Consider the following 26,295-nt stretch of genomic DNA (forward strand, 5'->3'; position numbering starts at 1 on the left):
CTGACCATCACAGTTTGATCCAGGCTGTTTTCAGGTCGAGATATTTGTCGAACGCATGCAGAGATTTGTCGTGGCCGTTGCCTGACTGTTTCACCCCGCCAAGGGGCACCGTGACATCGGCGCCGCCATAGGTGTTCACATGAACCACCCCGGCCTTGATCCGGCGCACCATGGTGTGGGCGCGGCTGAGACTGGCGGTCCAGACCGCCGCCGCCAGGCCAAAATCCGTGCCGTTGGCGATCGCGGCCGCTTCGTCTTCCGTGTCAAAGGGGATCACGGCCAGCACGGGGCCGAAGACTTCCTGTTGTGCGATCCGGTCTTGGGGGTGAACCCCGGCCACCACGGTGGGGGCCATGTAATAGCCGCCGGTTTCTTCGAGAATGCGGGTGCCTCCGGTCACGATGGTGCGGCCTGCTGCGCGGGCCTCCTCGACAAAGGCTAGGTTCTGCTCCAGCTGGCGCAGCGAATTCACGGCCCCGGCCTGGGTGGCCGGGTTCAGCGGATCGCCAATGACCATGGCGTTTGCATGGGCGGCGAGCTTTTCGACAAAGGCATCGTGAATGCTGCGCTCCACCAGAAGGCGGGACCCGGCAACGCAGACCTGGCCGGAATTGCGGAAAATGCCGTTGGCGGAGACTTTCGCCGCCTCCTCCAGATCCGGGGCATCGGCAAAGACGATGTTGGGCGACTTGCCGCCAAGTTCCAGATAAACCCGCTTGAGATTGCTGCGGGCGGAGGCTTCCAGAAGACGGCGGCCAGTGGCGCCCGATCCGGTAAAAACCAGCACATCCACATCCGGGGACAGGGCCAGAGCGGCCCCGGTGGTTGCGCCGTCCCCGGTCACCACATTGAGAACGCCGGCAGGCAGGCCGGCCTCCAGAGCCAGGGCGGCAATCTTCAAAAGGGAGAGGGAGGCTGTTTCGGCCGGTTTCAGAACAACGCAGCAGCCTGCTGCCAGGGCCGGTCCCAGTTTCCAGGCGCCGATCATAAGCGGGAAGTTCCAGGGCACGATGGCGCCGACCACCCCGACAGGGTCCTTGTGTACCAGCCCAAGTGTGCCGGGCGCGGTTGGGGCGATCTCACCATAGACCTTGTCGATGGCTTCTGCGTAATAGCGGATAGTTCCGGCGGCAGAGAGCGGCTCCGCCTTCAGGGCTATACCGATTTCCGTGCCGTTGTCACGTACGCCCAGAACGGCAATTTCCAGCGCATTGGCTTCAATCAGATCCGCCCATTTCTGAAGGATCTTCTTGCGCGTGGCCGGGGCGAGGCCGGACCAGCGGCCATCATCAAACGCCTGCCGGGCGGCGGCAACCGCGCGCGCTACATCCTCTGCCGTTCCTTTCGGCAGGGTGGTCAGCTCCTTGCCGTCAAGGGGAGAGACAGTCTTCATCACCTCGCCATTTGAGGCAGGGCAGGGCTCCCCATTGATCAGATGCGCGGCCGGGGGGATGGGGCGTGTGCTGAAACGGGCGATGTCGTCTGGGGTCATAGGTTCGGTTCGATATAATCAACGTCGGTTCATTTTTAATGATGACGGATCTATCTGCGAAAGTCAATCGGCCTTGTTCCCTCGGGCAAGGCTTGAGGGGCGAGCAGGATCGGGAGAAAGTGGCAAGGAAAGGAAGCGGGGGCCGAAAGTGGAGTGCGCATACTGGAGCACAGCGCTGCGGCGGCGGTGGCCAGCCTGCAGCGTCTTGGGGTTTCAAGAAGGAGGGCGCAAGAGTGCCCGCAGTCGGAGAGTGCCAGTCCGGCCATCTCGGTGCGGCCCTGATGGTCACTGAGGTGCCTTGGTCGGGTCAGCCCGCGTTTGCGTTCAGTCCGGCCAGGGTCTTCTCGGCGGCTTTCGAAAAACTGGCAGGCACGCGCCCGCCAGTGCCATTGGTCACTGTTCGCGCTTCATTCATCAGGGCAGTCAGGATTGTGGCTTTCAGGGCCTCTGTCATACGGTGGGCCGGCGTTGCAACGGCCAGCGCACCGCAGGCAAGCCCCTCCCGGTCAAAGACCGGAACGGCTATACCGTAGACATCATCCTCATTCGTCTGGTCCGCAGCGGCAAACCCTTGGCTGCGGGTCCTGTCGATGGCTTTGACGAGGGCATTGCCTTCCGTCACGGTCCGGCTGGTTTTGGCTTCGAGACGGTCAGACAGAACCTTCTTGCTCAGATCTTCCGGTCCGAAAGCGAGTGTTGCCAGCCCCGAGGCGGTGGAATGAAGGGGCAGAATCTCGCCTGAAATCAGGGATACCCGGTTGCTGCGCGCGCTTTCGCTGATGCCGATCGTGGCAAGCGCACGGCCTGAAATAAGAGACGCATGGGCCGTTTCGCCGGTGTGTTCCGATATGGTCTCCAAGCCGGACTGAACAATTGATGAAACGGGAAAGCAGGTTTCCCGCACCCGCGCAAGGCGCAGCACCCCGGCGCCCAGCCGGTAGAGTTTGCTGTCGCTGCGCTGTTCCACCAGCCCGGCATCGGCCATGGACCCCAGCATCCGGTGGACTGTTGCCTTGTCGATTCTGGCCCGGCGGGCAAGGTCCGACAGGCCGATTTCCGGTTCATCTTCAGAGAAATAGTCCAGAAGAGCGAGGGCTTTGGCAACAGTAGACGACATGGGTGTTTCCTCAAAGATTTCCCGCTTGGCGGGGAGGTCTTCTCTTTTTGTTGACTTTGATCTGGCGCAAACTATAATTGAACCGACGTTGATAATAATGAACCAGAGGGGTACTGTCAATGTTGAAGGGAAAATCTGCTTTAACCGGAATTCTGATGCTGGCCCTTGCCGGACCGGCCTTTGCCGAGTACCCGGACCGTCCGGTCAGTTTTGTTGTGCCGTTTCCCCCAGGGGATCTTGAAGACGTTCTGACGCGCATGATCGCGGAAGATTTTGAGGCGAAATACAATGTGGCCGCTGCAGTGGTGAACCGGCCGTCCGATGGCGGGCCGTTCCCGGGCGCAGCCTCCGTCGCCGCCGCCCCCGCGGATGGTTACACCATCGGTTCCTTCGTGGTGGATGTGCCGGTTGTCGGGCCGGAAGTCGGTGTGCCGGGCCTCAACCCGGATCCGTTCGACCCGCTCGGCATCTTCCTGACCTATCCGTTTGTCATTGCCGCAAGCGCTGACAAGCCTTTCTCCACCATGGAAGAACTGGCAGGCTACTCCAAGGAAAATCCGCAAGTGCTCGGTCACTTCGGTGCCTTCCTGCTGCCGACGCAGGCCACCTTTGCCGCTGCCAAGGAACTTGGTTTTGAATGGGGCGGGGAAGCCTCCGCTGGGGCTTTGGACTGCAACTCGCTGGCCTCCGGCGATTTTGACGTGATCAACACCACCATCCAGCAGCTTCTGCCGTGCCTCGACAAGGTGAACATCCTGGCGACGATCACGGAAAGCCCGATTTCTGTCGTGCCGGATGCCCCGACCCTGGCCTCCGTTGCGCCGAATCTGAACATCTCGCTCTGGAACGGCCTGTTCGTACGCAGCGACACGCCGCAGGAGGTGCGCGAGCGCATCATCGAATCCGCCAAGGAAACGATGGCGTCTGACCGGGCCAAGGACCTGGCCAAACAGACCGGTGCCATCATCTACTGGATGGATGTTGAGGATTCGAAAGCCCGGATCAAGTCCGACATCGAAACCTCCGCCCGCATCAACACCATGATCTCGAACTAAGCCGTTGCGCCCTATTCCGGCCGCCTCCGGGCGGCCGGAATAGGGCTGCAGGAAGGAGTCCGGGCATGAGTGACGATGTCAATCACGAGCCCCATGTATTCCCCGAAGGGCGCCGGCCCGGGGAGATGCTCTTCTGTACCCTGATGCTGGTCATAGGCGGTCTTCTGATCGCCGCCATCGGATGGCAGACCACCTGGCTTCCGGGTAAGGGATTGGCCGCCCAGCCCCGGCTCTGGCCCTCTCTTGCCCTTGGCGGCATCGTGCTCTTTGCGGCTTTGAACTGGATGCTCAGGTCCAAGGTCATGCGCACACCGGGCCGTTGGCGGGAAGCCTTCACCTGGATCAGGTCGCTGGAATATGTCGGCTGGTATCTGCTTTATGTCTGGTCGATCCCAGTCATTGGCTATCTGCTGGCCACCATTTTCTTCTGCATCGGCCTGACGCTACGCCTCGGCTACCGGCAGGCACTGGCCCTTTGGTCGGCCTTTGGCTTTGCGCTCTTCGTGGTGCTGTTCTTCAAGTCGGCGATGAATGTGAAAATTCCGGGCGGGGCGATCTACGACCTTGCCCCTGAAAGCCTCCGTTATTTCCTCCTACGCTACTTCTGAGGACCCATGGATCTCCTGTTCTCCAGCCTTGAGCTGATCGCGCGCTGGGATGTGATTGCCGCGCTCGTCATTGGCTCCATCGGGGGCGTCATCGTGGGCGGACTGCCTGGCGTCGGCGCGGCCGTCGCCATCGCGATTGTCCTGCCCGTAACCTTCTCCCTTGAGCCGATTGTCGGCCTCACCGCCCTTCTGGGCATTTACGGGTCGTCCATGTTCGGCGGGGCCATCCCGGCGATCCTGGTCAACACGCCCGGAACACCGGTCAATGCGCTGACCACCTATGACGGCTATCCCATGACCCAGCGGGGCGAAGGCCGGCGGGCGCTCAGCCTCGCCTATTCCGCGTCCTTTTACGGGGCCGTCTTTTCCATCTTGTCCCTGATGCTGCTGGCGCCTGTTCTCGCCAGTGTCGCACCCATGTTCGGTGCCCGCGAGATCTTTCTGGCAGCGCTTTTCGGCATCACGCTGGTGATCATCACCCACCGGGGCCAGGTGCTGGCCGCTGGCATGCTCGCCTGTGTCGGCATCTTTTTGCAGACCATCGGCATTGAGACCACCGCCTACAGTCAGCGCTTTACCTTCGGCTTAGGCTGGCTGCAATCGGGCATTGACCTGATCGTGGTGGTGCTTGGCCTTTTTGCCATCAGCCAGGCCCTGATCCTGTTCATGGATAAGGACAAGCCGATGACCTTTCCCCATGTGGAGCGGCCGAAGATCCTGGCGCAGGTGAAAGAGCTCTGGATCTACAAGCGGGTGGCCACCGTCGGTTCGGCCTTCGGCGTCTTTTGCGGCATGATCCCCGGCGTCGGTGAATTCATGTCCCAGTTCATGTCCTACAGCTACGCGCAGCGGACCTCCAAGACGCCTGAACTTTTCGGCAAGGGCAATCCGGAAGGGATCGTCGCCTCTGAAGCGGCCAACAATTCGGTTCCGGCCGCTGCCATGATCCCGCTTCTTGCTCTCGGCATTCCGGGCGAGGAGCTGACCGCCATGATGCTGGCGGTGTTCTATGTCCACAATGTCATTCCGGGTCCGCAGCTGTTTGCCAACCAGATGGACTTTGTCCTGGCACTCTATATCTGCCTGCTGCTTCTGAATGTCATTGTCGTGGTGTTCCTGTTTTTTGCGACCGACATCCTGACAAAGGTCATCCTGATCCCGAACCGGTTTCTGGGCATGATGATCCTGACTTTCAGCCTGATCGGGGTCTATTCCCTGCGCAACTCCCTGACCGATGTGGCAATTGCGGCCGGGTTTGGTGTGTTCGGCTTCATTTTGAAGCGGCTGGAATATCCGACCTCACCGATCATTCTGGGCATTGTTCTGGGCAAGCTGATGGAAGACAAGCTGCGCACCGCAATGGCGCGGGTGCGCGAGCCCTGGGACTTCATCGACCGTCCCATCGCCTTCATTCTTTTTGCCATGATCGTCATTGCCCTCGTGGTGCAGGCCTACACTGTCTACAAGGCCTGGAAAGGCAAGACCGCCCATGACTGACAGCTCCGTGACCGAACTGCTGGCGCGCCGCCGGGCGCTCCTGGGGCCTAATGTCTCGACCTTCTATCAGGACCCGGTTCACATGGTGAAGGGCGAGGGGGTCTGGCTCTGGGATGCAGATGGTAACCGCTATCTGGATTGCTACAACAATGTGCCTCATGTGGGCCATTGCAACGAGCGGGTGGTCGACGCGCTGTGCCGGCAGGCCCGCACTCTCAACACCCACACCCGCTATCTGCATGAGGGCATTCTGGATTATGTGGAGCGGCTGACGGCGACGTTTGACACACCACTCGACACGGCGATCCTGACCTGCACCGGCTCCGAGGCCAATGACATTGCCCTGCGCATGGCCGAAGCCATGACCGGCAAGCGCGGCCTTGTGGCAACGGATGCCACCTATCACGGCAACACCACTTTGGTCAGTCACCTGTCCAAGAGCAATGTGCCGGAAGTCGGCTTTGGCCTGGGCGGGTATCTGCGCCATGTGGAGGCGCCGGACAGCTACCGGATCGAAGACCCTGACGGAACGCGCTTTGCGCAGAAGGTGGCGGCTGCTGTTGCGGATCTGGAGGCAGATGGCACAGGCTTTGCGGCGCTCATCGTGTGTCCGCTGTTCCTCAATGAAGGGTTTCCGGCCCAGGCGGATGGCTGGCTGCGTCCGGCGGCAGAGGTGGTGCGCAAGGCGGGTGGTCTTTTGATCTGTGACGAGGTTCAGTCCGGGTTCGGGCGCTGCGGCAGCCATTTCTGGGCCCATCAGAAGCAGGGCGTTGTGCCGGACATTGTCTGCATGGGCAAACCCATGGGCAATGGCCATCCGGTGGCCGGGCTGGTGACCACTTCGGATATCATGGAACGCTTCCGCTCGTCCTTCCGCTATTTCAACACGTTCGGCGGGAACCCGGTGTCCTGCGCGGCGGCCATGGCGGTGCTGGACGAGCTGGAAGACAAGAACCTTCAGCAAAATGCCGCTCGCATCGGCCGTCTTGCGGCAGACCGCCTGTCGGCTCTGGCTGAAAAATTTGACGTCATTGGCGATGTCCGCCAGAGCGGCATGGTGTTCGGGGCTGAATTCGTGCAAAGCCGCGATACGAAAGACCCGGCCAGTGACTATGCGGACAGGGTGATCAATGCCATGCGCCACCGCGGCATCATCCTGTCCAAGCTGGGCCGGCACAAGAACACCTTGAAGATCCGCCCGCCCATGCCCTTTGGCGAAGAGCATCTGGATCTTCTGATCACCACCCTGGAAGCCGTCATGGCCGAAACACCGGTGGGGGCAGCGTGAAGGATCCGCTTGCAAAGGCCCTGGCGCTTTGGGGCCATGAAACGGCTGTTTGTACCTTTGTCGCTGGACGGGAAAACCGGGTTTACCATGTGCGCACGGACAGTGGCGATTTCGCTCTGCGCTTGAAGCGGCCGGGCTACCGCACGCGGGCCGAGCTGCTGTCTGAACTGCAATGGCTGGAGGCCATGGACCGGGCCGGGCTGTCCGTTCCCCGGCCGCAGCCGTCTCTCTCCGGCGCGCTTCTGGAAGAGGTGGACGGATTGCAGGTGGATCTGATCGGCTGGCTGTCCGGCCAGCCCCTCGGCCGCAGCCGCGATCCGCTCAAGCTGGATGACGCTCAGGCCACATTCCGCGCCCTGGGGGCGGAAATGGCAAAGCTGCATGCGGCCTGTGATGCCTGGCAGGCGCCGGAAACCTTCAGTCGTTGTCACTGGGATCTGGACGGGCTGTTGGGTGAAGCACCTCTTTGGGGGCGTTTCTGGGACAACCCGACCCTGGACGGCGAGACGGCAGGCCTTCTGACAGAGTTCCGGGAGACGGCGCGGCGGGATCTTGCAGACCGCGTAGACGCTCTGGACTTTGGTCTGATCCATGCGGATCTGGTGCGGGAGAATGTCATGCTGGACGGACCGGCCCTCCGCATGATCGACTTTGACGATGGCGGCTATGGCTTCCGTCTCTTCGACATTGCAACGGCGCTTTTGAAAAACATGGCCGAGCCGGATTTCGCTCAGCTCAAGGCCGCGTTGCTTGAGGGCTATCAGGCGGTGCGGCCGCTGGATATCCAGGCGCTGGATCTGTTCATGGCCTTGCGCGCGGTCACCTATGTGGGCTGGATTGTGCCCCGCATGGAGGAAGACGGGGCGCCAGCGCGCAATGTCCGGTTCATCAATCATGCCCGTGAGCTGTGCAGCCAGTATCTTGAGCAGCCGGGCCGCCAAAGCTGCGGTTGATCCAGGGAGAAACAGTCATGACCAAAACCATCCTCGTGATTGGGACATTCGACACCAAGGCGGATGAACTCGTCTATCTGATCGGGCGCATCAAGGCCGGTGGCGGAAAGGTGCTGACCATGGATGTCAGTGTCCTGGGCGACCCGCCAATGCCGGTCGACATATCCAAACATGATGTGGTGGCCGCGGTTGACGAGACGATCGACGGGCTGATTGCTCTGGGAGAGGAAGGCGAGGCCTTTGCCAGGATGAGCTCCGGTGCGGCACTGACCACCCGGCGTCTTTATGACGAAGGCCGGTTTGACGGCATGATCTCGCTCGGTGGCACCATGGGCACCGACCTTGCGCTCGACTGCGCCCAGGCGCTGCCCATTGGGGTTCCTAAATATATTGTCTCCACGGTAGCCGGCTCCCCCTTGATTGCGGCGGACCGAATGGCCGCCGATGTCCAGTTCATCTTGTGGGCAGGTGGGCTCTATGGTCTCAATCCCTTGTGCAAATCGTCCCTCAGCCAGGCGGCAGGCGCGGTTCTGGGGGCTGCCCAGCTGGTGGAGCCTCCGGCATTTGACCGGCCGATGATCGGCATGACCTCGCTGGGGTCGTCTTGCCTCAAATACATGAAGCCTCTTCATGCGGAGCTGACCAAGCGCGGCTATGATGTTGCCGTCTTCCATACGACCGGCATGGGCGGTATGGCGTTTGAGCGTCTGGCGGCGGAAGGCGCTTTTGCCTGTGTCATGGATTTCTCGCTCCAGGAACTGGTCAATGTGCTGCACGGCTCGGTGGTCAGCGCCGGGGCGGACCGGCTGACCGGGGCGGGCCGCAGCGGCACACCGCAAATGGTGGCGCCGGGAGCGATGGATATTCTCGATCTGGCAGGCTGGCAGGAGATCCCCTCCATTTTTGAGGACCGCCCCTTCCACCAGCACAACCGTCTGATCAAGAACATTGCCTTTAACGCCGAAGAGCGGATCAGCATCGCCAGACGCATGGTGGAGCGGCTTGCTGCGGCCAAGGGGCCGACCCACTTCTTCCTGACGCGGGGCGGGATTGAGGAATGGGACCGGCCCGGCGAAGCCGCTCATGACCCGGAGGCGCTGACGGCCTTTGTTGGGGCCGCCGCAGAAGCGCTTGAGGGCACGGTGCCCACTACGGATCTCGCGTGCCACATCAACGACCCGGATTTCTGTGCCGCGGTCCTGACGCAATTGGATGCCTGGGTGGCCGAAGGTATCGTGCCGCAAGGAAAAAGGTGAGTGGGCCTATGAGATTTGAAGGCAAGACAGCGCTCATCTCGGGAGCTGGCACGGGGATCGGGGCTGCGACGGCGCAGCGGCTGACCGGCGAGGGCGCACAGGTCGTTCTGATGGGCCGGCGCAAGGAACCGCTTGAGGCGGTCGCCGCCAGAACCGGCGGGTTGGTGGTGACGGGCGATGCGGCCGATCCGGATCAGGCCGCCGCTGCGATTGCCCAGGCCAAAGATCGGTTTGGCGGGCTGGATGTGGTGGTTGCCAATGCGGGCGGGCATGGCTTCGGCACCTTGACGGCGACCTCGGACGAGGAGTGGCGCCTGTCCGGTGCCGCCAATCTGGACACGTCCATGGTCCTGCTGCGCGCCGCAATGCCGGACTTGATCGCGCGCAAGGGGGCCATTTGCGTTACTGCCTCCATCGCCAGTCTGGCCGCACCAGCCGATGCGTTCGGCTATACGGTCATGAAACACGCCCAGATCGGGCTGGTCAGGTCCATTGCCCGCGACTATGGCAGCATGGGTGTGCGCTGCAATGCCATTTGCCCTGGTTGGGTCCGCACGGAAATGGCCGACGCGGAGATGGCGGAATTGATGGAGCGCTCGGATCTTGTCTCGGTGGACGCCGCCTATGCCCATGTCACCAGGGATGTGCCCCTGGGCCGCCCGGCAGACTCTGAAGAAGTGGCCGCTGCAATTGCGTTTTTATGTTCTGAAGATGCCTCGATCATCACTGGGGCTGTTCTGACCGCCGATGGCGGGTCAACCATTGTGGATGTGCCGACACTTGCCTTTGGTTAGGGGCTGTCTCCTGAAATGACGCTTGTTTGATCGCAGAGGAAATGGCCATTTCTGCGCTGTAACAACCAGAAAAAACGCGGTTTCCTGTGCTTTCACGCATTGAAGAGACTCGTTTGCCGTGCGGTTTGAAGGCAAAATTCTACGGGGTCGGACCCGTGTCCCTTTTCAGCTTCACACTCTTTGCGTTAGTCTTTGGAGCGCGCCGCGTTTATAGATGCGGCGCGTTCGCAAGCGTGAGGGAGACAAGATGAGTGAGCTGCCTGGGGCATCGTCTGGAACAGGCGGGATTGTCGAGCGGTATGGGGTGCCCGCACGGCTGTTGCATTGGGTCATTGCGGTGCTGGTGCTGCTCACCTGGCCCCTTGGCCTGATGATTGGCTTCGTGAAACAGGAATTCTCCTCCGCATTCTATCTTCTACATGAAAGTTTCGGCTTCCTGGTGCTTTGGCTGATGCTGTTGCGGGTGGGCAATACACTTTTGACCAAGGCACCGCTCCATGAGGGGCCGGCGTTTGTGCGCATCGCGGCCGCCAGTGTCCATGGTCTGCTGTATGTGTTCTTGATCATCATGCCGGTCTCCGGCTTTCTTGCAACCAATGCCCACGGCTTCCCGCTGAAGTGGTTCGGCGCGGTTGAGGTCTGGAGCCCGCTTGGCAAAAGCCCCGACATTGCCTGGACCCTTTCGGCGGTTCATGAATGGAGCGCCTGGATCCTTTTGGGGCTCTTTGCTCTTCACATTGGCGGGGTTCTCTTCCACCACATGATCCAGCGGGACACGACGCTCTACCGCATCTTGTAGGTCTGACGCGCACCAGCCCCGGCGGTTCGCCGGTGTCTCCCTTCTGTTTGCGAGGGAGACGGGGAGCTTTCCGGGTCATTTGCAAAAACTGTATACAGCACTGCATCCGATTTTATATAAGACCGTCGGAACGAACGTGAAGCGGAGGACCGGGCAGTGACAACCCTTCATGGCGGCAAGACCGTCTATGGTGCGAGTGTTGGCATTTTGATGCTGGAAACCCGGTTTCCCCGCATTCCTGGCGATATGGGGAATGCGCTGACCTGGCCCTTTCCGGTGCAGTACCGGGTTGTCCGGGGGGCAAGCCCGGACCGGGTGGTGAGGGATGACGCCTCCCCGCTTCTGGAGGATTTCATAGCGGCAGCGCGGGATCTGGTGGCAAGCGGCTGTGACGGCCTGACCACCAATTGCGGATTTCTGTCGATCCTGCAGGACCGGCTGGCCGCCGAAGTCGGTGTGCCGCTGGCAACCTCCTCCCTGATGCAAGTGCCCATGGTCCAGTCAACGCTTTCACCGGGCAGGCGGGTGGGCATTCTGACGGTCTCCCGCGAGACCTTGACCCCGGCCCATCTGGCCGCTGCCAATGTACCGCTGGACACACCCGTCGTCGGCACTGAAGGCGGCAAGGTATTCACGCGCGATATTCTGGGCGATGCGCCGGAGATCGATTTTGCCGCCTGCAGGGAGGACCTGCTTGCGGCCGCTGATGAGCTTGTGTCGGCCCACAAGGACATTGGCGCGATTGTGCTGGAATGCACCAACATGGTGCCCTATGCCGCCGACATCCGCCGGTTGACCGGCTTGCCGGTCTATTCCATCTACAATTATGTGCTCTGGTTCCAGCAAAGTCTGGCCCCCAGCCGCTTTTCCCTGGACCTGGACGATCCGCGTTTCGGGTAACTGGTGTGCCGTTGAAAGGCAGTCTCAGACGCTTGGCACATAAAGCTGGGAATAGGCGAGCCGGACCAGTTCAACGGTTTCCTCGCTGCGCCGCTCGATATGGTTGCGCAAGGCTGCCACAGCTGTGTCCTTGTCCCGCCGTTGCACCGCTTCCACAATCTTGCGATGGGCAGGAAGCGACGGGTCTTCCACCCGGTCCTCGGGCACCTGTGCCCGGATCTGCTTGAAATTGATCATCCGCACATAACGGATCCGCTCGTTCAGATTGCTCAGCATTCTGACCAGTTCACTGTTGCCGGAAAGGGCAGCAAGCCGCAGGTGGAATTCCTCGTCCTGCAGCAGCACCTCGCTCAGGTCGCCGCAGGTGAAATAGGTTTTTTCGAACGCATCCAGATAGGCGCGCAGGTCCGCGATCTGCTGGTCGCTTGCGTTTTCGATGCCTCGGATGATGCCTTCCGTCTCCACCGCGCAGCGGGCCTGATAAAGTTCCAGGACTTTCGCCGGTTCAAGCGGCCGGCAGAAAAAGCCCTGCCCTTTGGCAAGCGTCAGAAAACCTTCGGCCACCAGCCGGTTGAGCGCTTCTCGCAGTGGGGTCCGGCTGGCACCAAGCCGCGTGGACAGGGCGGATTCGTTGATCCGCTCCCCGGGCTTGAAATCGAAGTTGATCGCCATGTCGCGGAGGGTTTCATAAACCCGGTCCACGCTGCTGATCCGGTCTGACATAGGTTTCCTGCCCCTTGGCAAATGGCCCCTTTCCGGACGGTGCGTCCTGAAGTGGCTCCTGAGTGCGCACCGCGTTTATGCGGTTTCAAACCGGTTTGTCCGTTGCGCTGACGTCTCCGACTTCAGGCAGCCGATCAAATCCGGCCAAATGCGATGTGCCCTTGCTTAAATCAAAAAAAGCCGTTTGGGAACATTTGCGTCTTCACAAGTGCCTACAGAACTGTATACAATTTTGAAAGCCGTTGGGATCAAGGGCGTTTCAAGAAGTAAAACTGTGGGGGTGACGTTGCGAAATACTCTGAATGGGGCCGAAGCATTGGTGCGGACCCTCGAAGCCCATGGTGTGCGGCACATTTTCGGATTGTGCGGGGACACGACCCTGCCCTTCTATGATGCCATGCACACTCTGGATCACAGTATCACCCATGTTCTGACCCGCGATGAACGCAGCGCCACCTATATGGCCGATGCCTATGCCCGGGTGACCGGGCGCGTCGGGGTCTGTGAAGGCCCGTCCGGTGGCGGCGCCACCTATATTCTGCCGGGCCTGATTGAAGCCAATGAAAGCTCCTATGCGGTCCTGTCGATCACGACAGACATTTCCGTAGCGTCTTACGGCAAATATCCCCTGACCGAAGTGGATCAGGAAGCCTTGATGCGGCCGCTGACCAAGTTCAACACGGTTTTGCGGCGCGCCGATCACATCCCCCGCATGGTGCGACAGGCGTTCCGGGCCATGACCACGGGCCGGTCCGGTTCGGCCCATCTGGGCCTGCCCTATGATATTCAATATGACCCGGTATCGGTGGACGACATCTGGGCGGATCCCAAACACAAGACCTTTCCCGCCTACCGCGCTGCCCCGGAGCCGGGGGTGGCGGAGGCGGCTGTAAATGCCATCCTCAGTGCAAAATCCCCCTTGATCGTTTGCGGCGGCGGCGTGGTGATCGCCGGGGCCATGGACGAACTGGACCGGCTTGCCAGCCGGCTGGATCTTGCAGTTGCCACCTCGATTTCAGGCAAGGGGTCGCTTGCCGACACCCATCCGCTTTCGCTTGGGGTTGTCGGGTCCAATGGCGGTACGGACGAGACCTGGGAAATGATGGAAGCAGCGGATCTGGTGATCTTCATGGGATGTCGGGCCGGGTCCACCACAACCTCCCGCTGGGAAGCACCGAAGCCGGGGCAGCGTATCGTGCATTTCGACAACGACCCGATGGTCATCGGCGCGAATTATCCGACCGAGGTTGGGGTGGTTGCCGATCTGAAACTGGCGCTGGCGGCGGTCAACGCCTGTCTCGATGAGGTGACGGACCCGCTGCCGTCTTTTGGCGGCGCAGCACAGGTGGCCGATATCAAGGCGCGCAAATTCGAAAAATTCCAGGCATTGGCCTGCCGCGAAAAGGAGCAGGTGATTCCGGAACAGATCATTGACACATTGAACAAAAATCTTCCAGATAGTGCGATTGTCGTTTCTGATCCCGGAACAAGTTGTCCCTATTACAATGCCTATTCGCAGCAGAAAAACGCTGGCCGTTTTTACATCACCAACCGGGCCCATGGGGCCTTGGGCTATGCGCTCTCCGCAGCGCTCGGTGCCTGGTATGGCCGGCCGGACAGCAAGGTTGTGGCCTTGATGGGGGACGGGTCTTTCGCCTTTGCCTGTGGCGAACTGGAAACCGTCGTGCGGGCCAATGCGCCCATCACCTATATCGTTTTTTCCAATGCGGCCTTTGGCTGGATCAAGGCCAGCCAACATGCCGACTGCGGCAAACGCTATTACAATGTGGATTTCAACCGGACCGATCAGGCCGCCGTTGCGGCTGCCTTTGGCCTGAAAACCTGGAAGGTGGAGCGGCCTGAGGATCTGGACGAGGCAATGAAACAGGCATTGCACCATGACGGACCGTCGCTGATCGACGTCATTTGCCAACCTCTTGAAGAGGCGGCCGCCCCAGTGCGCCGCTGGATGGGCTGATAAAATGGCCGGAGACGCTGCCCCCAATGTCGTGGTAATTGGCGCCGGGATTGTCGGTGTTTCGTCGGCAATCTGGCTGCGCCGGGCGGGTTTGGACGTCACTGTGGTCGACCGGGTCGAACCGGGGACCTCCGCCTCCACCTCCTATGGCAATGCCGGGGTCCTGGCGGCCTGTTCGGTGGCGCCGGTCACGGCGCCGGGTCTGATTGCCAAGAGCCTGGGCATGCTCATGAACCCGGATTTTCCGCTGTTTCTGCGCTGGTCCTATCTGCCCAGGCTGATGCCGTGGCTCCTCAAATATCTCGCAAATGCCAATGACAAGGACACACGCCGGATTTCGCAAGGCCTGACACCGATCCTTTACGATGCCCCGTCCCAGCATGAAGCGCTTGCCTCCGGGACCGAAGCCGAGGCCTGGCTGGTCTCCTCCGACTACAGCTTTGTCTATCCGACCCGCCAGGCCTTTGAGGCGGATCACTATACCTGGATGCTCCGGCGCAAGGCCGGGTTTGAGCCTGACCTGCTGGAAGGCGGCAAGGTGCGCGACTATGAGCCGAACCTGTCGGAAGACATGCAACTGCTGGCCGTCATGAAGGACCATGGGTATGTCCGGGATCCGGGCCGTTATGTGGCCGCTCTGGCCCAGGAAGCCCGCAAGCTGGGCGCCCGGTTTGTCACAGCGGAGGTCAAGGACGTGACACTGGCGGACGGGCGGGTGAAAAGCGTTGTTACGGACGGGGGGGAGCTGACCTGCTCAAAGGTCATCCTGGCCACCGGTGTCTGGTCCAAGCCCCTGGCGGCGAAACTCGGGCTTCGGGTGCCGCTGGAATCGGAGCGGGGCTATCACATTGTGTTCCGGTCGGCTGAAAACGGGCCGGGCACACCCATGATGGTCACAAGCGGCAAATTCGTCGCGACCCCCATGAAGGATGGCCTGCGCTGCGCAGGTGTTGTTGAATTCGGCGGATTGAAGGCGCCCGCATCCAGCGCGCCCTTTGATCTGCTGCGCCGGAAGGTCCAGGAGACCTTCCCGGGTTTGATGTTCGAACAGGAAGACAGCTGGCTGGGGCACCGGCCAGCGCCTTCCGACAGTTTGCCACTGATCGGAGAAATCAGGGCATCCGGCATCTATGCCGGGTTCGGGCACCATCACATCGGCCTGACGGCCGGACCCAAGACCGGCCGTATCCTGGCGGGCCTCATTTCCGGGGACCGGCAGAATATCGACCTGTCGGCCTATGACCCGCAGCGGTTCTAGGCTGGCCTGAAAAAGACTGTGTCCCGCCGGAGTGGGGCACGAGGGGACAAAAGCAGGAGGTTTTCCATGTCCGGATTTGCAAAAGTACTTATGACCGGCGTTGCTGTTGCCACGCTGACAGCAGGCCCCGTTTCCGCCGAAACCTGGGACATGCCCATGGCCTATTCGGCAACCAATTTTCACTCCGCCACCGGCGAAAAATTTGCCGAATGCGTAACACTGGGCACGGGCGGTGCCCTTGAAATCAAGACGCACCCGGGCGGTTCTCTTTATGCGGGCTCGGAAATCAAGCGCGCAATCCAGACCGGCCAGGTGCCAATCGGCGAGCGGCTCTTGTCAGGCCACCAGAACGAGAACCCGATTTTCGGCTTTGACAGCGTGCCGTTCCTGGCCACGTCCTTTGAGGATTCCGAGACGCTTTGGGAAGTTGCCAAGGAGCCGCTGACCAAGATCCTGGCAGACCAGAACCTGCACCTGCTCTATTCTGTGCCGTGGCCGGCCCAGGGGCTTTATTTCGACCGGGAGGTGAACTCTCTGGAAGATGTGAAGGGCCTGAAATTCCGCACCTACAACACCGCCTCCGCACGCATGGCCGAGTTGGCCGGCATGCAGCCGGTCCAGATCGAAGCCGCTGAAATCAGCCAGGCCTTCGCCACCGGCGTCGCGCAGGGCATGGTCTCCTCCGGCTCTACCGGCTATGACCGCAAGATCTGGGAAAGCCTGACCCATTTCTATTCCGCTGACGCCTGGATGCCGCGCAATTACGTGATGGTGAACATGGACAGCTGGAACGGTCTTGATGACGCCACCAAGAATGTCATCAACGGCTGCGCGGCTCTGGCGGAATATGCCGGGGACTGGCGCTCCATCCAGTACACTGAATTCACCGTTGGTGAGTTGGCCAAGAACGGCATGGCCACCGGCCCCGTCAGTGACACCATGGCGGCCGAACTGCAGGCGATTGGCGAAACCATGACCGCAGAATGGCTGGAATCCGCAGGCGAAGAAGGCAAGGCCATTGTCGACGCCTACAAAGCGGCCAAGGCCGCCAAGGCGGCCAAATAACCGTCATCCGGCAAAGCATGGCCCGGCGGTTTCCGCCGGGCACACTCTTTTATGGGAAGGGGGACGGCAGTGGCCATATTCCGGGTGCTGCGCACCATTCTTGACGGGCTCTACAAGGGCGCCGGATATCTCGGGGCGGTTTTTCTCATCATGATCCTGTTCTTCGTCGCCTCCCAGATGGTGGCGCGCTGGGGCGGGGGCATCATCACCGGAGCGCCGGATTTCACCGGCTATTGCATGGCGGCGGCCTCGTTTCTGGCTTTGCCCTATGCGCTGAATTCCGGCAGCCATATCCGTGTCAATCTGTTTCTGACCAAGCTTGGCAGATACCGGAAGTTCGGGGAACTTTGGTGCTGGGGAATTGCCAGCTATCTCACCTTCCTGTTCGCCTATTATGCCATCAAGCTCACCTATGAAAGCTACCGGTTCAACGACATCAGTCAGGGGCAGGATGCCTGGCCGATCTGGATCCCGCAGCTGTCCATGGCCGCAGGAACGGTGATTTTGGCAGTCTGCGCCTTCGACAATCTGATCTGCACCCTTTTCACCGGCCGCGACAATATCAAGGCGGCCGGCATGAACCCGCACGGGGAGTGACACGATGGAACAGTTCTACCTGGTTGCGATTTTCCTGTTCGTCCTGTTCCTGCTTTTGGGAACGGGGGTCTGGGTGGGCCTCGCCCTGTTCGGGGTTGCCTATCTCGGGCTTGAGATGTTTACCACGCGTCCGGCGGGCGATGCCATGCTGACGCGCATCTGGACCGGTTCCTCCAGCTGGACACTCACGGCCCTGCCGCTGTTCATCTGGATGGGGGAAATCCTGTTCCGAAGCCGGCTGTCCCAGGACATGTTCCGGGGGCTCAGTCCCTGGATGCAGCGCCTGCCCGGCGGGCTGGTCCATGTGAACATTGTCGGCTGCACCATTTTTGCCGCCGTTTCCGGATCTTCCGCCGCCACCTTGACCACTGTGGGCAAGATGTCGATCCCGGAGCTGCGCAAGCGCGGCTATCCGGAATATATGACCATCGGCACATTGACGGGCGCGGCAACCCTGGGCCTGATGATCCCGCCCTCCCTGACTCTGATCGTCTACGGGGTGGCCGTGGAACAGTCGATCTCCAAGCTCTTCATGGCGGGCATCCTGCCGGGCATTGTGCTGGCCGGGCTGTTCATGGCCTATGTGGCCGGCTGGTCGGTGCTGCGGCCGGCAGAAGTGCCCAAGATTGCCAATCCCATGACCTTTCGCGAGAAGATCAAGGAAAGCCGGTTCCTGATCCCGATCATCCTTTTGATCCTGTTCGTGATCGGATCCATGTATCTGGGCTTTGCCACGGCGACGGAAGCCGCGTCCATCGGGGTAATCGGGGCTTTTGTGCTGGCCGCCGTGCAAGGGTCCCTGACCTGGGACACCTTTTTGGACAGTCTTCTGGGCGCAACGCGCACCTCCGCCATGATCGCCCTGATCCTGATGGGCGCCATCGCCCTGACGCTGGCAATGGGCTTTACCGGTCTGCCCAGAGCGCTTGCCGAATATATCGAGAGCCTGCAGCTCTCCCGGTTCTCGCTGCTGATGGCGCTGATGGTGTTCTACATCATTCTGGGCATGTTCCTGGACGGCATCTCCTCGGTTGTGCTCACCATGGCCATTGTCCAGCCCATGGTGGCAGGCGCCGGGATCGACATGATCTGGTTCGGGATCTTCATCGTGATCGTGGTGGAAATGGCGCAGATCACCCCGCCCATCGGGTTCAATCTCTTCGTCATGCAGGGGATCACCAAACACGAGATGGGCTATATCGCCAAAACCGCGCTGCCGCTGTTCCTGATCATGGTGTTCATGGTCTTTGTGATGATCGGCTTTCCCGAACTGGCGACCTATCTGCCCGAGAGCATGCGCAACGCAGCCGGGCGGTGACAGAGCGCTGGTGGCGGGCCCGGGGGTCCGTCTCCGGCCCGTTTCTTCTTAAACAGCCTGAAGGGGGCATCATGGCAACCTGCAAGATCATTGCGGCCGTCGATCTGCATCACAGGGAAGCGGATTCCTGTGTGGTGCAGGAGGCCATCATGCTGGCCCAGAGCCACGGGGCCGAGGTTGAACTCGTCTTTGTCATTCCCGACGAGCAAAACACCTATGTGCAGGCCTATATCCCCGAAGACATGCGCAATCAGGTCGAAATAGATGCCCGCCGGGATCTTTCGGTCTATGCGGCCGACTTCGACTGGGGCAGCGTGCCCCACAAAACCGAAGTGCTGCGTGGCGGGGTCTATGAAAAGCTGATCGGCCATGCGGATGCGCTTTCGGCCCGGTTTATCGTCATCGGAGCCAGCCGTCCAAGTGTGAAGGACCTCTTTATCGGGCCAAATGCTGCCCGGGTGTCCCGTTTTGCCTCCTGCAGCGTTCTGGTCGTCCGCCCGTCTTGAGGCCCCAACCGGCAGGGTTGCGCGGCTCACCCTTTTCTTTTGTCATGTTCGGAGCCTCCCGTGAGCGACCATAAAATTGAAACCCTCCGGGTCCACCGGATCGAAATTCCGGCCAAGGCCGTGCATTCCCATGGCAGCGGTGATGTGGCTGGCATTCACGTGGCGGTTCTGGAAGTTACCACCGATACCGGCCTGACCGGCTGGGGAGAGGCCTCGCCCTGGCCGGTCTTCACCGGCACTGCGGAGGGCTGTGCGGCCGCCCTTCATGTGCATTTGCGGCCCCATCTCATTGGCCAGGACCCGGTGCAGGTGGAAAAGCACATGACCATGGCTGACAAGGTTCTGGTCGGGCATCCGGAAGCCAAGGCCAGCCTGGAAATGGCCCTTCTTGATATCACCGGCAAGATCACCGGCCTTTCCGTCTGCGAATTGGCTGGCGGGCGGATGCGTGATGACATGGGCATGAGCTTTTCCATCGCCAATCCGGATTTCGGCAAGGATCTGGAAGATGTGGCTGCCATGTGGGCGGACGGGGTCCGGATCTTCAAGTTCAAGACCGGCTTCAAGGATCACCGCTTCGATCTGATGCGCTTGGAGAAAATGCGCGGCATCTATGGGGAGGAGGCGGATCTGCGCATCGACTACAATCAGGGCCTGCCCGCCTACGATGCGGTCCGGCGTATCAAGGATCTGGAAGCGTTCCGTCCGACCTTTGTCGAGCAGCCGGTCAAGATGCACGAGCGCGAGGCGCTGGCCCATATCAGCCGGGTGATCGATACACCGGTCATGGCGGATGAAAGTGTCTTTGACCCGAAAGGTGCGCTTTATGGGGCGCAGATCCGGCTGGCAGATATTTTTTCCCTGAAGATCATGAAATCCGGCGGGATCCGCCGCGCACTGGAAGTTGCGGCCATTGCCCGGGCGGCCGGGATCGAAATCTACGGCGGTTGCATGTTCGAGACCGGTCTTGCCCATGCCGCAGGTGCGCATCTGATGGCCGCCGTTCCGGACCTGATCCTTCAATGCGAGTTCTATATGGCAACCTATTACGCCGAGGACGATATCCTCACCGAGCCGTTTCCAGTCCGGAACGGGCGGGTCCATGTGCCCGAAGGTCCAGGGCTCGGCGTTGAGGTCGATCCGGACAAGCTTGCGAAATATGCGGTCACGGAGCCTTTGGTTTAGGGCGTGCCGCGTCGATCCGGTTTCAAGTTTTTTGTCTTTTGCGTTGAAAACTCTGATGTCAGGCTTGGCACGGCAACTCCGATGACGCGCAATTTGCGCTAGATCACCCTTTCAAAGGGTCTGACCTTCATTCAGCAAAAGCAGAGAGAGCGAACTTTTCTTGAAGAAAACCACTCTCTCTCTGGCCTTCCAGCCCCTTGTGGGGAGGGGCTGGAGGGCGATCTGGCTCCGGGCTCACTTACGTTGTGCAGACTTATCGCCCGAGGCGCTCTAAAGGCCCAGCATTTTGCGGATCTGGTCTCGGTCCGTCTCGCCGCCGGCAAAATCGTCAAAGGCCTTGTCGGTGACTTCAATAATGTGGCTCTCGATGAAAGGTGCACCTTCGGCTGCGCCCTGTTCCGGGGACTTCAGGCAGCATTCCCATTCCAGAACGGCCCAGCTGTCATAACCATATTGGGCGAGCTTGGAGAAAATCGCGGAGAAATCGACCTGCCCGTCGCCGAGGGAGCGGAACCGTCCGGCCCTGTTCACCCAGCCCTGATAGCCGGAATAAACCCCCTGGCGGCCATCGGGATTAAACTCCGCATCCTTCACATGATAGGCGCAGATGCGCTCGTGATAGATGTCGATAAAAGCCAGATAGTCGAGCTGCTGCAGCAGGAAATGGGACGGATCATAGTTGATCTGGCATCGCTTGTGTCCTCCAAGGGCCTCCAGGAACATCTCGAAGGTCGCCCCGTCAAAAACGTCTTCCCCCGGATGGATCTCGTAGCCGACATCAACCCCGTTGTCTTCATAGACATCGAGGATCGGCTTCCAGCGCCGGGCCAGTTCCGCAAAAGCTTCTTCGATCAGCCCGGCCGGACGCTGGGGCCAGGGGTAGAGATAGGGAAAGGCGAGCGAGCCGGTAAAGCTGACCGACGCATCGAGGCCCAGGTTCCGGCTCGCTACGGCGGCCTTTTTCATCTGGCTGACAGCCCATTCCTGACGGGCCTGCGGGTTGCCGTGAACAGAGGCCGGGGCAAAGCCGTCAAAGGCAAGGTCATAAGCCGGATGAACGGCAACAAGCTGGCCCTGGAGGTGGGTCGACAATTCGGTGATCTCCACGCCCGCATCCGCGCAGATACCCTTGACTTCGTCGCAATAGGTCTGGCTGTCTGCAGCCTTGTCGAGATCAAACAGGCGGCTGTCGAAGGTGGGGATCTGGATGCCTTTATAGCCAAGACCGGCCGCCCATTCTGCAATGGAGGGCAGGGTGTTGAACGGGGCGTCGTCGCCGCCGAACTGGGCGAGGAAAATTGCGGGGCCTTTGATCAGTCCAGCCATGGGTGTCTCCCTGTTGTCCTTGGAAAGAGCGGCGGCAAAGCCGGTCAGGTTCCGGAAGGCGCATATGTAAATCTGAGGAAATCGGCCGTCTTGCCGCGACCTGTCACATCAAATGCCAGCATGCCGACAAAAGCGCCGGTAAAGGAGCCGTGTTCCCCACGGCCACCCTCATCTGAAATCACGCTGGCATCAAGCGCCGGGCCGGCGGCCAGCCAGCTGCCCTCCTGGCGCCAGAAAAACTGCTGGCTGGCTCCGTCCACCTCAACGGCCAGCTCAACCGGACCCTCGCTGACCGGGATATGATCTGCAGGATATTCCATCCGGCTGTCCGGCCAGACGCCGGGACAGGACAGCAGCATCAGGCAGCGCCCGGTCTCTTCCGTGCAACTCACGACAAGTCCGTGAAACTTGTGCCGGTTGTAATAGGTCACAAGGCCTGCCGCCTGCTGATAGGTGTCCGGCTCAAAGGCTGTGAGCAGTGTTTCGGCCCAGTAGGCCAGATGCTCCTGGCGGCGGGCAACCAGTGCCTGTTCATACCAGCTGCCGACGCTTTCGCGTCCGGTCAGGCGCAGGGCCGAGCCGGTGAGGGAAAAGAGCCGCGAGGGCTCCGGCGTGCGCAGCCACTGAAATTCCGGCGGCAGGATCTTGTCCTCAAACCGGCGCACGATTTTTTTCGGCGGCCGGGGCTGGGCCCCGGACGGGGCGGGCACCTCCATTTGCGGCAATGTGCCGCCGCTCTCCAGATAGAGCCAGTCATCGTCTTTCCAGACGCACTTTTGAAGGGCGGTTTCGCGCCCGAGCGGCGAGAACCGGCCGGGCAGGGGCCGGGAGCACAAGTGGGTGTGATAGACTGCGCCCTCGGGTGTCTCGATGATCTGGCCGTGACCGGCCCGTTGAAGCGGCCAGTCCTCCCGGTCCCTGGCGGTGATCAGATGGGTTTGCGGGTGCAAGTCATAGGGCCCGTCAATCGACCGGGAACGGGCCATGGTCACCGCATGGCCATAGCCTGTGCCGCCTTCGGCCACGGTCAGATAGTACCAGCCGTTGCGCTTATGAAGATGCGGTCCCTCGGTCAGGCCGAGAGCGCTGCCGGAAAAGATCTTTTTCGGTTGCCCGATCAGCCCCTCTGTTTCCGACCACTCCTGCAGCAAAATGCCGTCAAAGGCGGACGTCCGGGGTTTGCCGCCGACGGAATTCGACACATGGTTCCATTGCAGGACCATGTACCATTTACGGCCGTCGTCATCGTGGAACAGGGACGGGTCAAAGCCGTGGGAGGATACATAGAGAGGATCACTCCAGGGGCCGTCAATGTCAGGGGCAGAGACGATGTAGTTATGTGCGTCCTTGAAATTGCCGTCCAGCCGTTTGACATCTGTATAGACCAGCCAGAATCGCCCATCCGCATAGCTCAGACAGGGCGCCCAGACCCCGCCGCTATCCGGGTTGCCGCGCATGTCTAGCTGGCTGGCCCGTGACAGCGGCCGGCAGGCAAGATCCCAGTTGACGAGATCCTTTGAACGGTGGAGCTGAACGCCCGGATACCACTCGAATGTGGAGGTCGCGATGAAATACTCATCGCCCTTCCGGCAGATGGACGGGTCCGGATTGAAGCCCGGCAGGATCGGATTGCGGATCATCAGCGCGACGGCCCCGTGCGTTCCGAAGAGGCAGCCCACAGGTTGATATTGGCGTCCACGGTGGTGGCCTCGATCTCCTGAAGCTCCGCTTCGGTGAAGTCCATATTGTTGACCACAGCCGCGCAGTCGCGCACCTGTTCGGCCCGGCTGGCGCCGATCAGGGCCGTGCTCACCCGGCCGTTGCGAAGGACCCAGGCAAGAGCCATCTGGGCCAGGGTCTGCCCGCGCCGTTCGGCTATGGCATTCAGGCCCCGGATCGCGGCAAGGGTGTCTTCGGTCAGGAACTCGTTTTTCAGAGACTTGCCCTGGGTGGCGCGGCTGCCCTCTGGAATGCCGTTCAGATATTTGCTGGTCAGCATGCCCTGAGCGAGCGGGGTAAAGGCAATGGAGCCGATGCCCAAATCATCCAGCGTGTCCAGAAGCCCGTCCTCCTCCACCCAGCGGTTGAGCATGGAATAGCTCGGTTGATGAATGAGGCAGGGGGTGCCCAGTTCCTTCAGGATCGCGGCTGCTTCCCGGGTCCGTTTGGAATTGTAGGACGACAGGCCCACATAAAGCGCCCGGCCGGAGCGGACGATATGGTCGAGCGCCATCATGGTTTCTTCCAAAGGCGTCTGAGGATCGTAGCGGTGGGAATAGAAGATATCGACATAGTCCAGACCCATCCGTTTCAGGGACTGGTCACAGGACGCAATCAGATATTTGCGGCTGCCCCATTCTCCGTAAGGTCCGGGCCACATCAGATACCCCGCCTTGGACGAGATGATCATCTCGTCCCTGTAGGGCTTGAAGTCCCGTTTCAGCATGTCGCCGAAGGCGGTCTCTGCCGCCCCCGGTTTCGGCCCGTAATTGTTGGCCAGGTCGAAATGGGTGATACCGAGGTCAAAGGCCGTGCGCGCAATTTCCAGTTTCCGCGCATGGGGCGTGTCGTCCCCGAAATTGTGCCACAGACCCAGCGAGACGGCCGGCAGTTTCAGGCCAGACCGTCCGCAGCGTCGGTACTCCATATGATCATAGCGGGAAGATGCGGCGTGCCAGGTCATGCGCTCTCCACCGGGGCCAGAAGGCTCTTGGCCGCCTGTGGATCCAGGGCGGCCGGCCGGTCGCAGGTCGTGCCGATGTCCACACCGTTGCCGGTCTCCCCGGAGGCCAGAATGGCGGTCATCACGTCCACAACATGCAAGGAGAACTCGCAGGAACACCGGTGCGGCCGGTTTTCCAGAATTGCAAGCGCCATATCCGCGAGCCCGGCGGTGCGGTAGTTCGCATGGCCCCTGTCATTGACCTTGGAGAACGGGTGATCCCAGTTCCGGGACACATTCACAAACCCGGCCTGCTCGGTCATGCGCACCTCACCGCCGAAGAAATTGGGGTCGGGCACATGCAAGGTGCCTGCCTGGCCGTAAAGCTCCATGTTGGAATGGCCGTGCTGCCACACATCCCAGCTGGCGCAATAGGTCACCTGGGCACCGGAATGGAATTGCAGGATGGCGTGGATCGTGGTTGGGGTCTCGACCTTGATCTTCTCGCCATAGCGCGGCTCGGAGGTGATCGTGCGGTACTCCGATCCGGATGAACTCATGGCCGTCACCCGCTTCACAGGGCCCAGAAGCTGCACCAGATTGGAAACGTAATAGGGGCCGAGATCAAGGACCGGGCCGCCGCCGGGCTGGAAGAAGAAGTCCGGATTGGGATGCCACATTTCCATACCCGGGCTCTGCACGAAACAGGTGCCAGAGGTCACCTTGCCGACAGAGCCGTCATCGATCAGCTGGCGGGCCAGCTGGTGGGCGCCGCCCAGGAACGTGTCGGGGGCGGACCCGACCCGAAGACCCATTTCCGACGCCTGGGCCGCAAGCGCCTTGCCCTCGTTCACGCTCAGCACAAACGGCTTTTCGGAATAGACGTGCTTTCCGGCTGTCAGGATGTTCCGGGACACCTCAAAATGGGCCGCCGGAACGGTGAGATTGACGATGATGTCAATGTCCTGTGCTGCCAGCAGCCCGTCCACCGTCTCTGCCCGCAGATTGAATTCTTCAGCACGGGATTTGGCGGCGTCCGGGTTGAGATCGGCGCAGGCGCGCACCTCAATGCCGCGGAACAGTGGTGCAAGGCGCATATAGGCCGCCGAGATGTTGCCGCATCCAAGAATGCCGATACCGAGTTTCTCCGTCATGGTGTGTCCTCAGAATGTCTTGAGCGTTGCCAGGGAGCGGCGGGCGAAGCGTTCGAAATCGGACGGGTTGTCGTGTTCCATCACGAACAGATCGACACCGGCCTTCTGAAGGGCCGCCATGATGCCGCTCCAGTCCATGACCCCGTGGCCCACATCGGCCCAGCCATCCTCATCCGCACATTGGCCGTCCGGGGCAATGTCCTTCACATGGGCGGTGGTGATGCGCTCCTGATAGCGTTCGATCCAGGCAATCGGGTCCTGTCCGCCGCGTACGATCCAGGCAATATCGGCCTCCCATTCAATGGACGGGGCGCTGTCCAGCAGAATGTCCATCGGCAGGCGGCCGTCTGAGCAGGCGGCAAACTCAAAATCGTGATTGTGCCAGCCAAAGCGCAGGCCGGCGTCCCGCACCCGTGCGCCGATGGCCTCCAGCCGCTTGCCAACGGCCACCCAGGCGTCCGGATCGGCCACCCGCTCTTCCGGTGGCAAGGCCGGGCAGAACAGGCGTTCCATGCCAAGGGTCCTGGCGGTGGCCAGAACCGTGTCCGGGTCGTCTTCAAACTGGGCCAGCGGGAAGAAATGGCCCGACGGCATGGTCAGCCCGTGCTCATCCAGCAGGCTGCGGAAGGCGGCCGGGTCTTCGTAGTTGCCGCCGAAGCCCTCGACCTGGGTGTAGCCGGTCTTGGCCAGATAGGCGATCACCCCGTCCCATGGGGCAAAGTTGCGGGCGGAATAGAGCTGAAAGGAAACGTCCATGACTGATG

24 protein-coding genes are annotated in these 26,295 nt (G+C 60.9%); 16 read left to right on the top strand and 8 right to left on the bottom strand.

The features are described from left to right. Nucleotides 1-7: 7 nt before the first annotated feature. Nucleotides 8-1,492 (bottom strand): aldehyde dehydrogenase, encoded by a 1,485-nt coding sequence (locus tag ACXAIC_RS16970; RefSeq protein ID WP_475182497.1) that lies wholly within the window; start codon nucleotides 1,490-1,492, stop codon nucleotides 8-10. A gap of 307 nt (nucleotides 1,493-1,799) precedes the next feature. Next, entirely contained in the window at nucleotides 1,800-2,609 is an 810-nt protein-coding gene (locus ACXAIC_RS16975; RefSeq protein ID WP_475182501.1) for an IclR family transcriptional regulator, read from the bottom strand. 119 nt (nucleotides 2,610-2,728) lie between these two features. Here ACXAIC_RS16975 and ACXAIC_RS16980 point away from each other — a divergent pair, with 119 nt between their 5' ends. From ACXAIC_RS16980 to ACXAIC_RS17020, 9 genes are all read left to right on the top strand, one after another. Beyond that, complete coding sequence (locus ACXAIC_RS16980) at nucleotides 2,729-3,664, top strand: tripartite tricarboxylate transporter substrate-binding protein (RefSeq protein WP_475182505.1); 936 nt, start codon at nucleotides 2,729-2,731, stop codon at nucleotides 3,662-3,664. 65 nt (nucleotides 3,665-3,729) lie between these two features. Next, nucleotides 3,730-4,272: a tripartite tricarboxylate transporter TctB family protein gene (locus ACXAIC_RS16985; protein WP_475182509.1), complete on the top strand. Its 543-nt coding sequence runs from the start codon at nucleotides 3,730-3,732 to the stop codon at nucleotides 4,270-4,272. A 6-nt stretch (nucleotides 4,273-4,278) separates the two neighbouring features. Continuing rightward, a complete protein-coding gene (locus tag ACXAIC_RS16990; RefSeq protein WP_475182513.1) occupies nucleotides 4,279-5,769 on the top strand; it encodes a tripartite tricarboxylate transporter permease in 1,491 nt (496 codons plus the stop codon). Then, nucleotides 5,762-7,057, top strand: coding sequence for an aspartate aminotransferase family protein (locus tag ACXAIC_RS16995; protein ID WP_475182517.1), 1,296 nt, complete (start codon nucleotides 5,762-5,764; stop codon nucleotides 7,055-7,057). Before ACXAIC_RS16990 ends, ACXAIC_RS16995 begins: the two co-directional genes overlap by 8 nt. After that, nucleotides 7,054-8,010 carry a phosphotransferase enzyme family protein gene (locus ACXAIC_RS17000; protein ID WP_475182520.1) on the top strand — a complete coding sequence of 319 codons (957 nt, stop codon included), beginning with the start codon at nucleotides 7,054-7,056 and terminating at the stop codon, nucleotides 8,008-8,010. The genes ACXAIC_RS16995 and ACXAIC_RS17000 overlap by 4 nt, the downstream gene beginning before the upstream one ends. A gap of 17 nt (nucleotides 8,011-8,027) precedes the next feature. After that, nucleotides 8,028-9,266 (top strand): Tm-1-like ATP-binding domain-containing protein, encoded by a 1,239-nt coding sequence (locus tag ACXAIC_RS17005; protein ID WP_475182523.1) that lies wholly within the window; start codon nucleotides 8,028-8,030, stop codon nucleotides 9,264-9,266. Nucleotides 9,267-9,274: 8 nt separating this feature from the next. After that, the gene (locus tag ACXAIC_RS17010) at nucleotides 9,275-10,060 is read left to right on the top strand and encodes an SDR family NAD(P)-dependent oxidoreductase (RefSeq protein ID WP_475182527.1); all 786 of its coding nucleotides are present in this window, start codon (nucleotides 9,275-9,277) and stop codon (nucleotides 10,058-10,060) included. A gap of 247 nt (nucleotides 10,061-10,307) precedes the next feature. Next, the gene (locus tag ACXAIC_RS17015) at nucleotides 10,308-10,859 is read left to right on the top strand and encodes a cytochrome b (protein WP_475182531.1); all 552 of its coding nucleotides are present in this window, start codon (nucleotides 10,308-10,310) and stop codon (nucleotides 10,857-10,859) included. A 156-nt stretch (nucleotides 10,860-11,015) separates the two neighbouring features. Further along, nucleotides 11,016-11,759 (top strand): aspartate/glutamate racemase family protein, encoded by a 744-nt coding sequence (locus ACXAIC_RS17020; protein ID WP_475182535.1) that lies wholly within the window; start codon nucleotides 11,016-11,018, stop codon nucleotides 11,757-11,759. A 24-nt stretch (nucleotides 11,760-11,783) separates the two neighbouring features. Here ACXAIC_RS17020 and ACXAIC_RS17025 read toward each other — a convergent pair whose 3' ends face one another. Then, entirely contained in the window at nucleotides 11,784-12,482 is a 699-nt protein-coding gene (locus ACXAIC_RS17025; RefSeq protein ID WP_475182539.1) for a GntR family transcriptional regulator, read from the bottom strand. A gap of 280 nt (nucleotides 12,483-12,762) precedes the next feature. On the opposite strand from ACXAIC_RS17025, the gene ACXAIC_RS17030 reads away from it, so the two are divergent. From ACXAIC_RS17030 to ACXAIC_RS17060, 7 genes are all read left to right on the top strand, one after another. After that, nucleotides 12,763-14,460 carry a thiamine pyrophosphate-binding protein gene (locus tag ACXAIC_RS17030; RefSeq protein ID WP_475182776.1) on the top strand — a complete coding sequence of 566 codons (1,698 nt, stop codon included), beginning with the start codon at nucleotides 12,763-12,765 and terminating at the stop codon, nucleotides 14,458-14,460. 4 nt (nucleotides 14,461-14,464) lie between these two features. Continuing rightward, a complete protein-coding gene (locus tag ACXAIC_RS17035; protein WP_475182543.1) occupies nucleotides 14,465-15,718 on the top strand; it encodes an NAD(P)/FAD-dependent oxidoreductase in 1,254 nt (417 codons plus the stop codon). 66 nt (nucleotides 15,719-15,784) lie between these two features. Then, nucleotides 15,785-16,783 (top strand): TRAP transporter substrate-binding protein, encoded by a 999-nt coding sequence (locus tag ACXAIC_RS17040; protein ID WP_475182546.1) that lies wholly within the window; start codon nucleotides 15,785-15,787, stop codon nucleotides 16,781-16,783. Nucleotides 16,784-16,852: 69 nt separating this feature from the next. Beyond that, entirely contained in the window at nucleotides 16,853-17,380 is a 528-nt protein-coding gene (locus ACXAIC_RS17045; protein WP_475182551.1) for a TRAP transporter small permease, read from the top strand. 4 nt (nucleotides 17,381-17,384) lie between these two features. After that, entirely contained in the window at nucleotides 17,385-18,698 is a 1,314-nt protein-coding gene (locus ACXAIC_RS17050; RefSeq protein ID WP_475182556.1) for a TRAP transporter large permease, read from the top strand. Nucleotides 18,699-18,769: 71 nt separating this feature from the next. Further along, nucleotides 18,770-19,204 (top strand): universal stress protein, encoded by a 435-nt coding sequence (locus tag ACXAIC_RS17055; protein ID WP_475182559.1) that lies wholly within the window; start codon nucleotides 18,770-18,772, stop codon nucleotides 19,202-19,204. A 60-nt stretch (nucleotides 19,205-19,264) separates the two neighbouring features. Next, nucleotides 19,265-20,389, top strand: coding sequence for an enolase C-terminal domain-like protein (locus tag ACXAIC_RS17060; protein WP_475182562.1), 1,125 nt, complete (start codon nucleotides 19,265-19,267; stop codon nucleotides 20,387-20,389). A gap of 270 nt (nucleotides 20,390-20,659) precedes the next feature. Here ACXAIC_RS17060 and ACXAIC_RS17065 read toward each other — a convergent pair whose 3' ends face one another. From ACXAIC_RS17065 to ACXAIC_RS17085, 5 genes are read right to left on the bottom strand one after another with little or no spacing between them, the layout of a single operon-like run. Continuing rightward, a complete protein-coding gene (locus tag ACXAIC_RS17065; protein ID WP_475182566.1) occupies nucleotides 20,660-21,715 on the bottom strand; it encodes a sugar phosphate isomerase/epimerase family protein in 1,056 nt (351 codons plus the stop codon). Nucleotides 21,716-21,759: 44 nt separating this feature from the next. After that, nucleotides 21,760-23,355, bottom strand: a complete 1,596-nt coding sequence (locus tag ACXAIC_RS17070; RefSeq protein WP_475182571.1) for a glycoside hydrolase family 43 protein — start codon at nucleotides 23,353-23,355, stop codon at nucleotides 21,760-21,762. After that, nucleotides 23,355-24,398: an L-glyceraldehyde 3-phosphate reductase gene (mgrA, locus tag ACXAIC_RS17075; RefSeq protein WP_475182574.1), complete on the bottom strand. Its 1,044-nt coding sequence runs from the start codon at nucleotides 24,396-24,398 to the stop codon at nucleotides 23,355-23,357. The genes ACXAIC_RS17070 and mgrA overlap by 1 nt, the downstream gene beginning before the upstream one ends. Continuing rightward, nucleotides 24,395-25,531 (bottom strand): Gfo/Idh/MocA family protein, encoded by a 1,137-nt coding sequence (locus tag ACXAIC_RS17080; RefSeq protein WP_475182577.1) that lies wholly within the window; start codon nucleotides 25,529-25,531, stop codon nucleotides 24,395-24,397. The genes mgrA and ACXAIC_RS17080 overlap by 4 nt, the downstream gene beginning before the upstream one ends. A 9-nt stretch (nucleotides 25,532-25,540) precedes the next feature. Then, nucleotides 25,541-26,287 carry a sugar phosphate isomerase/epimerase family protein gene (locus ACXAIC_RS17085; RefSeq protein WP_475182580.1) on the bottom strand — a complete coding sequence of 249 codons (747 nt, stop codon included), beginning with the start codon at nucleotides 26,285-26,287 and terminating at the stop codon, nucleotides 25,541-25,543. Nucleotides 26,288-26,295 lie beyond the last annotated feature (8 nt).

Source organism: Roseibium sp. AWQ4_254, assembly GCF_056161025.1.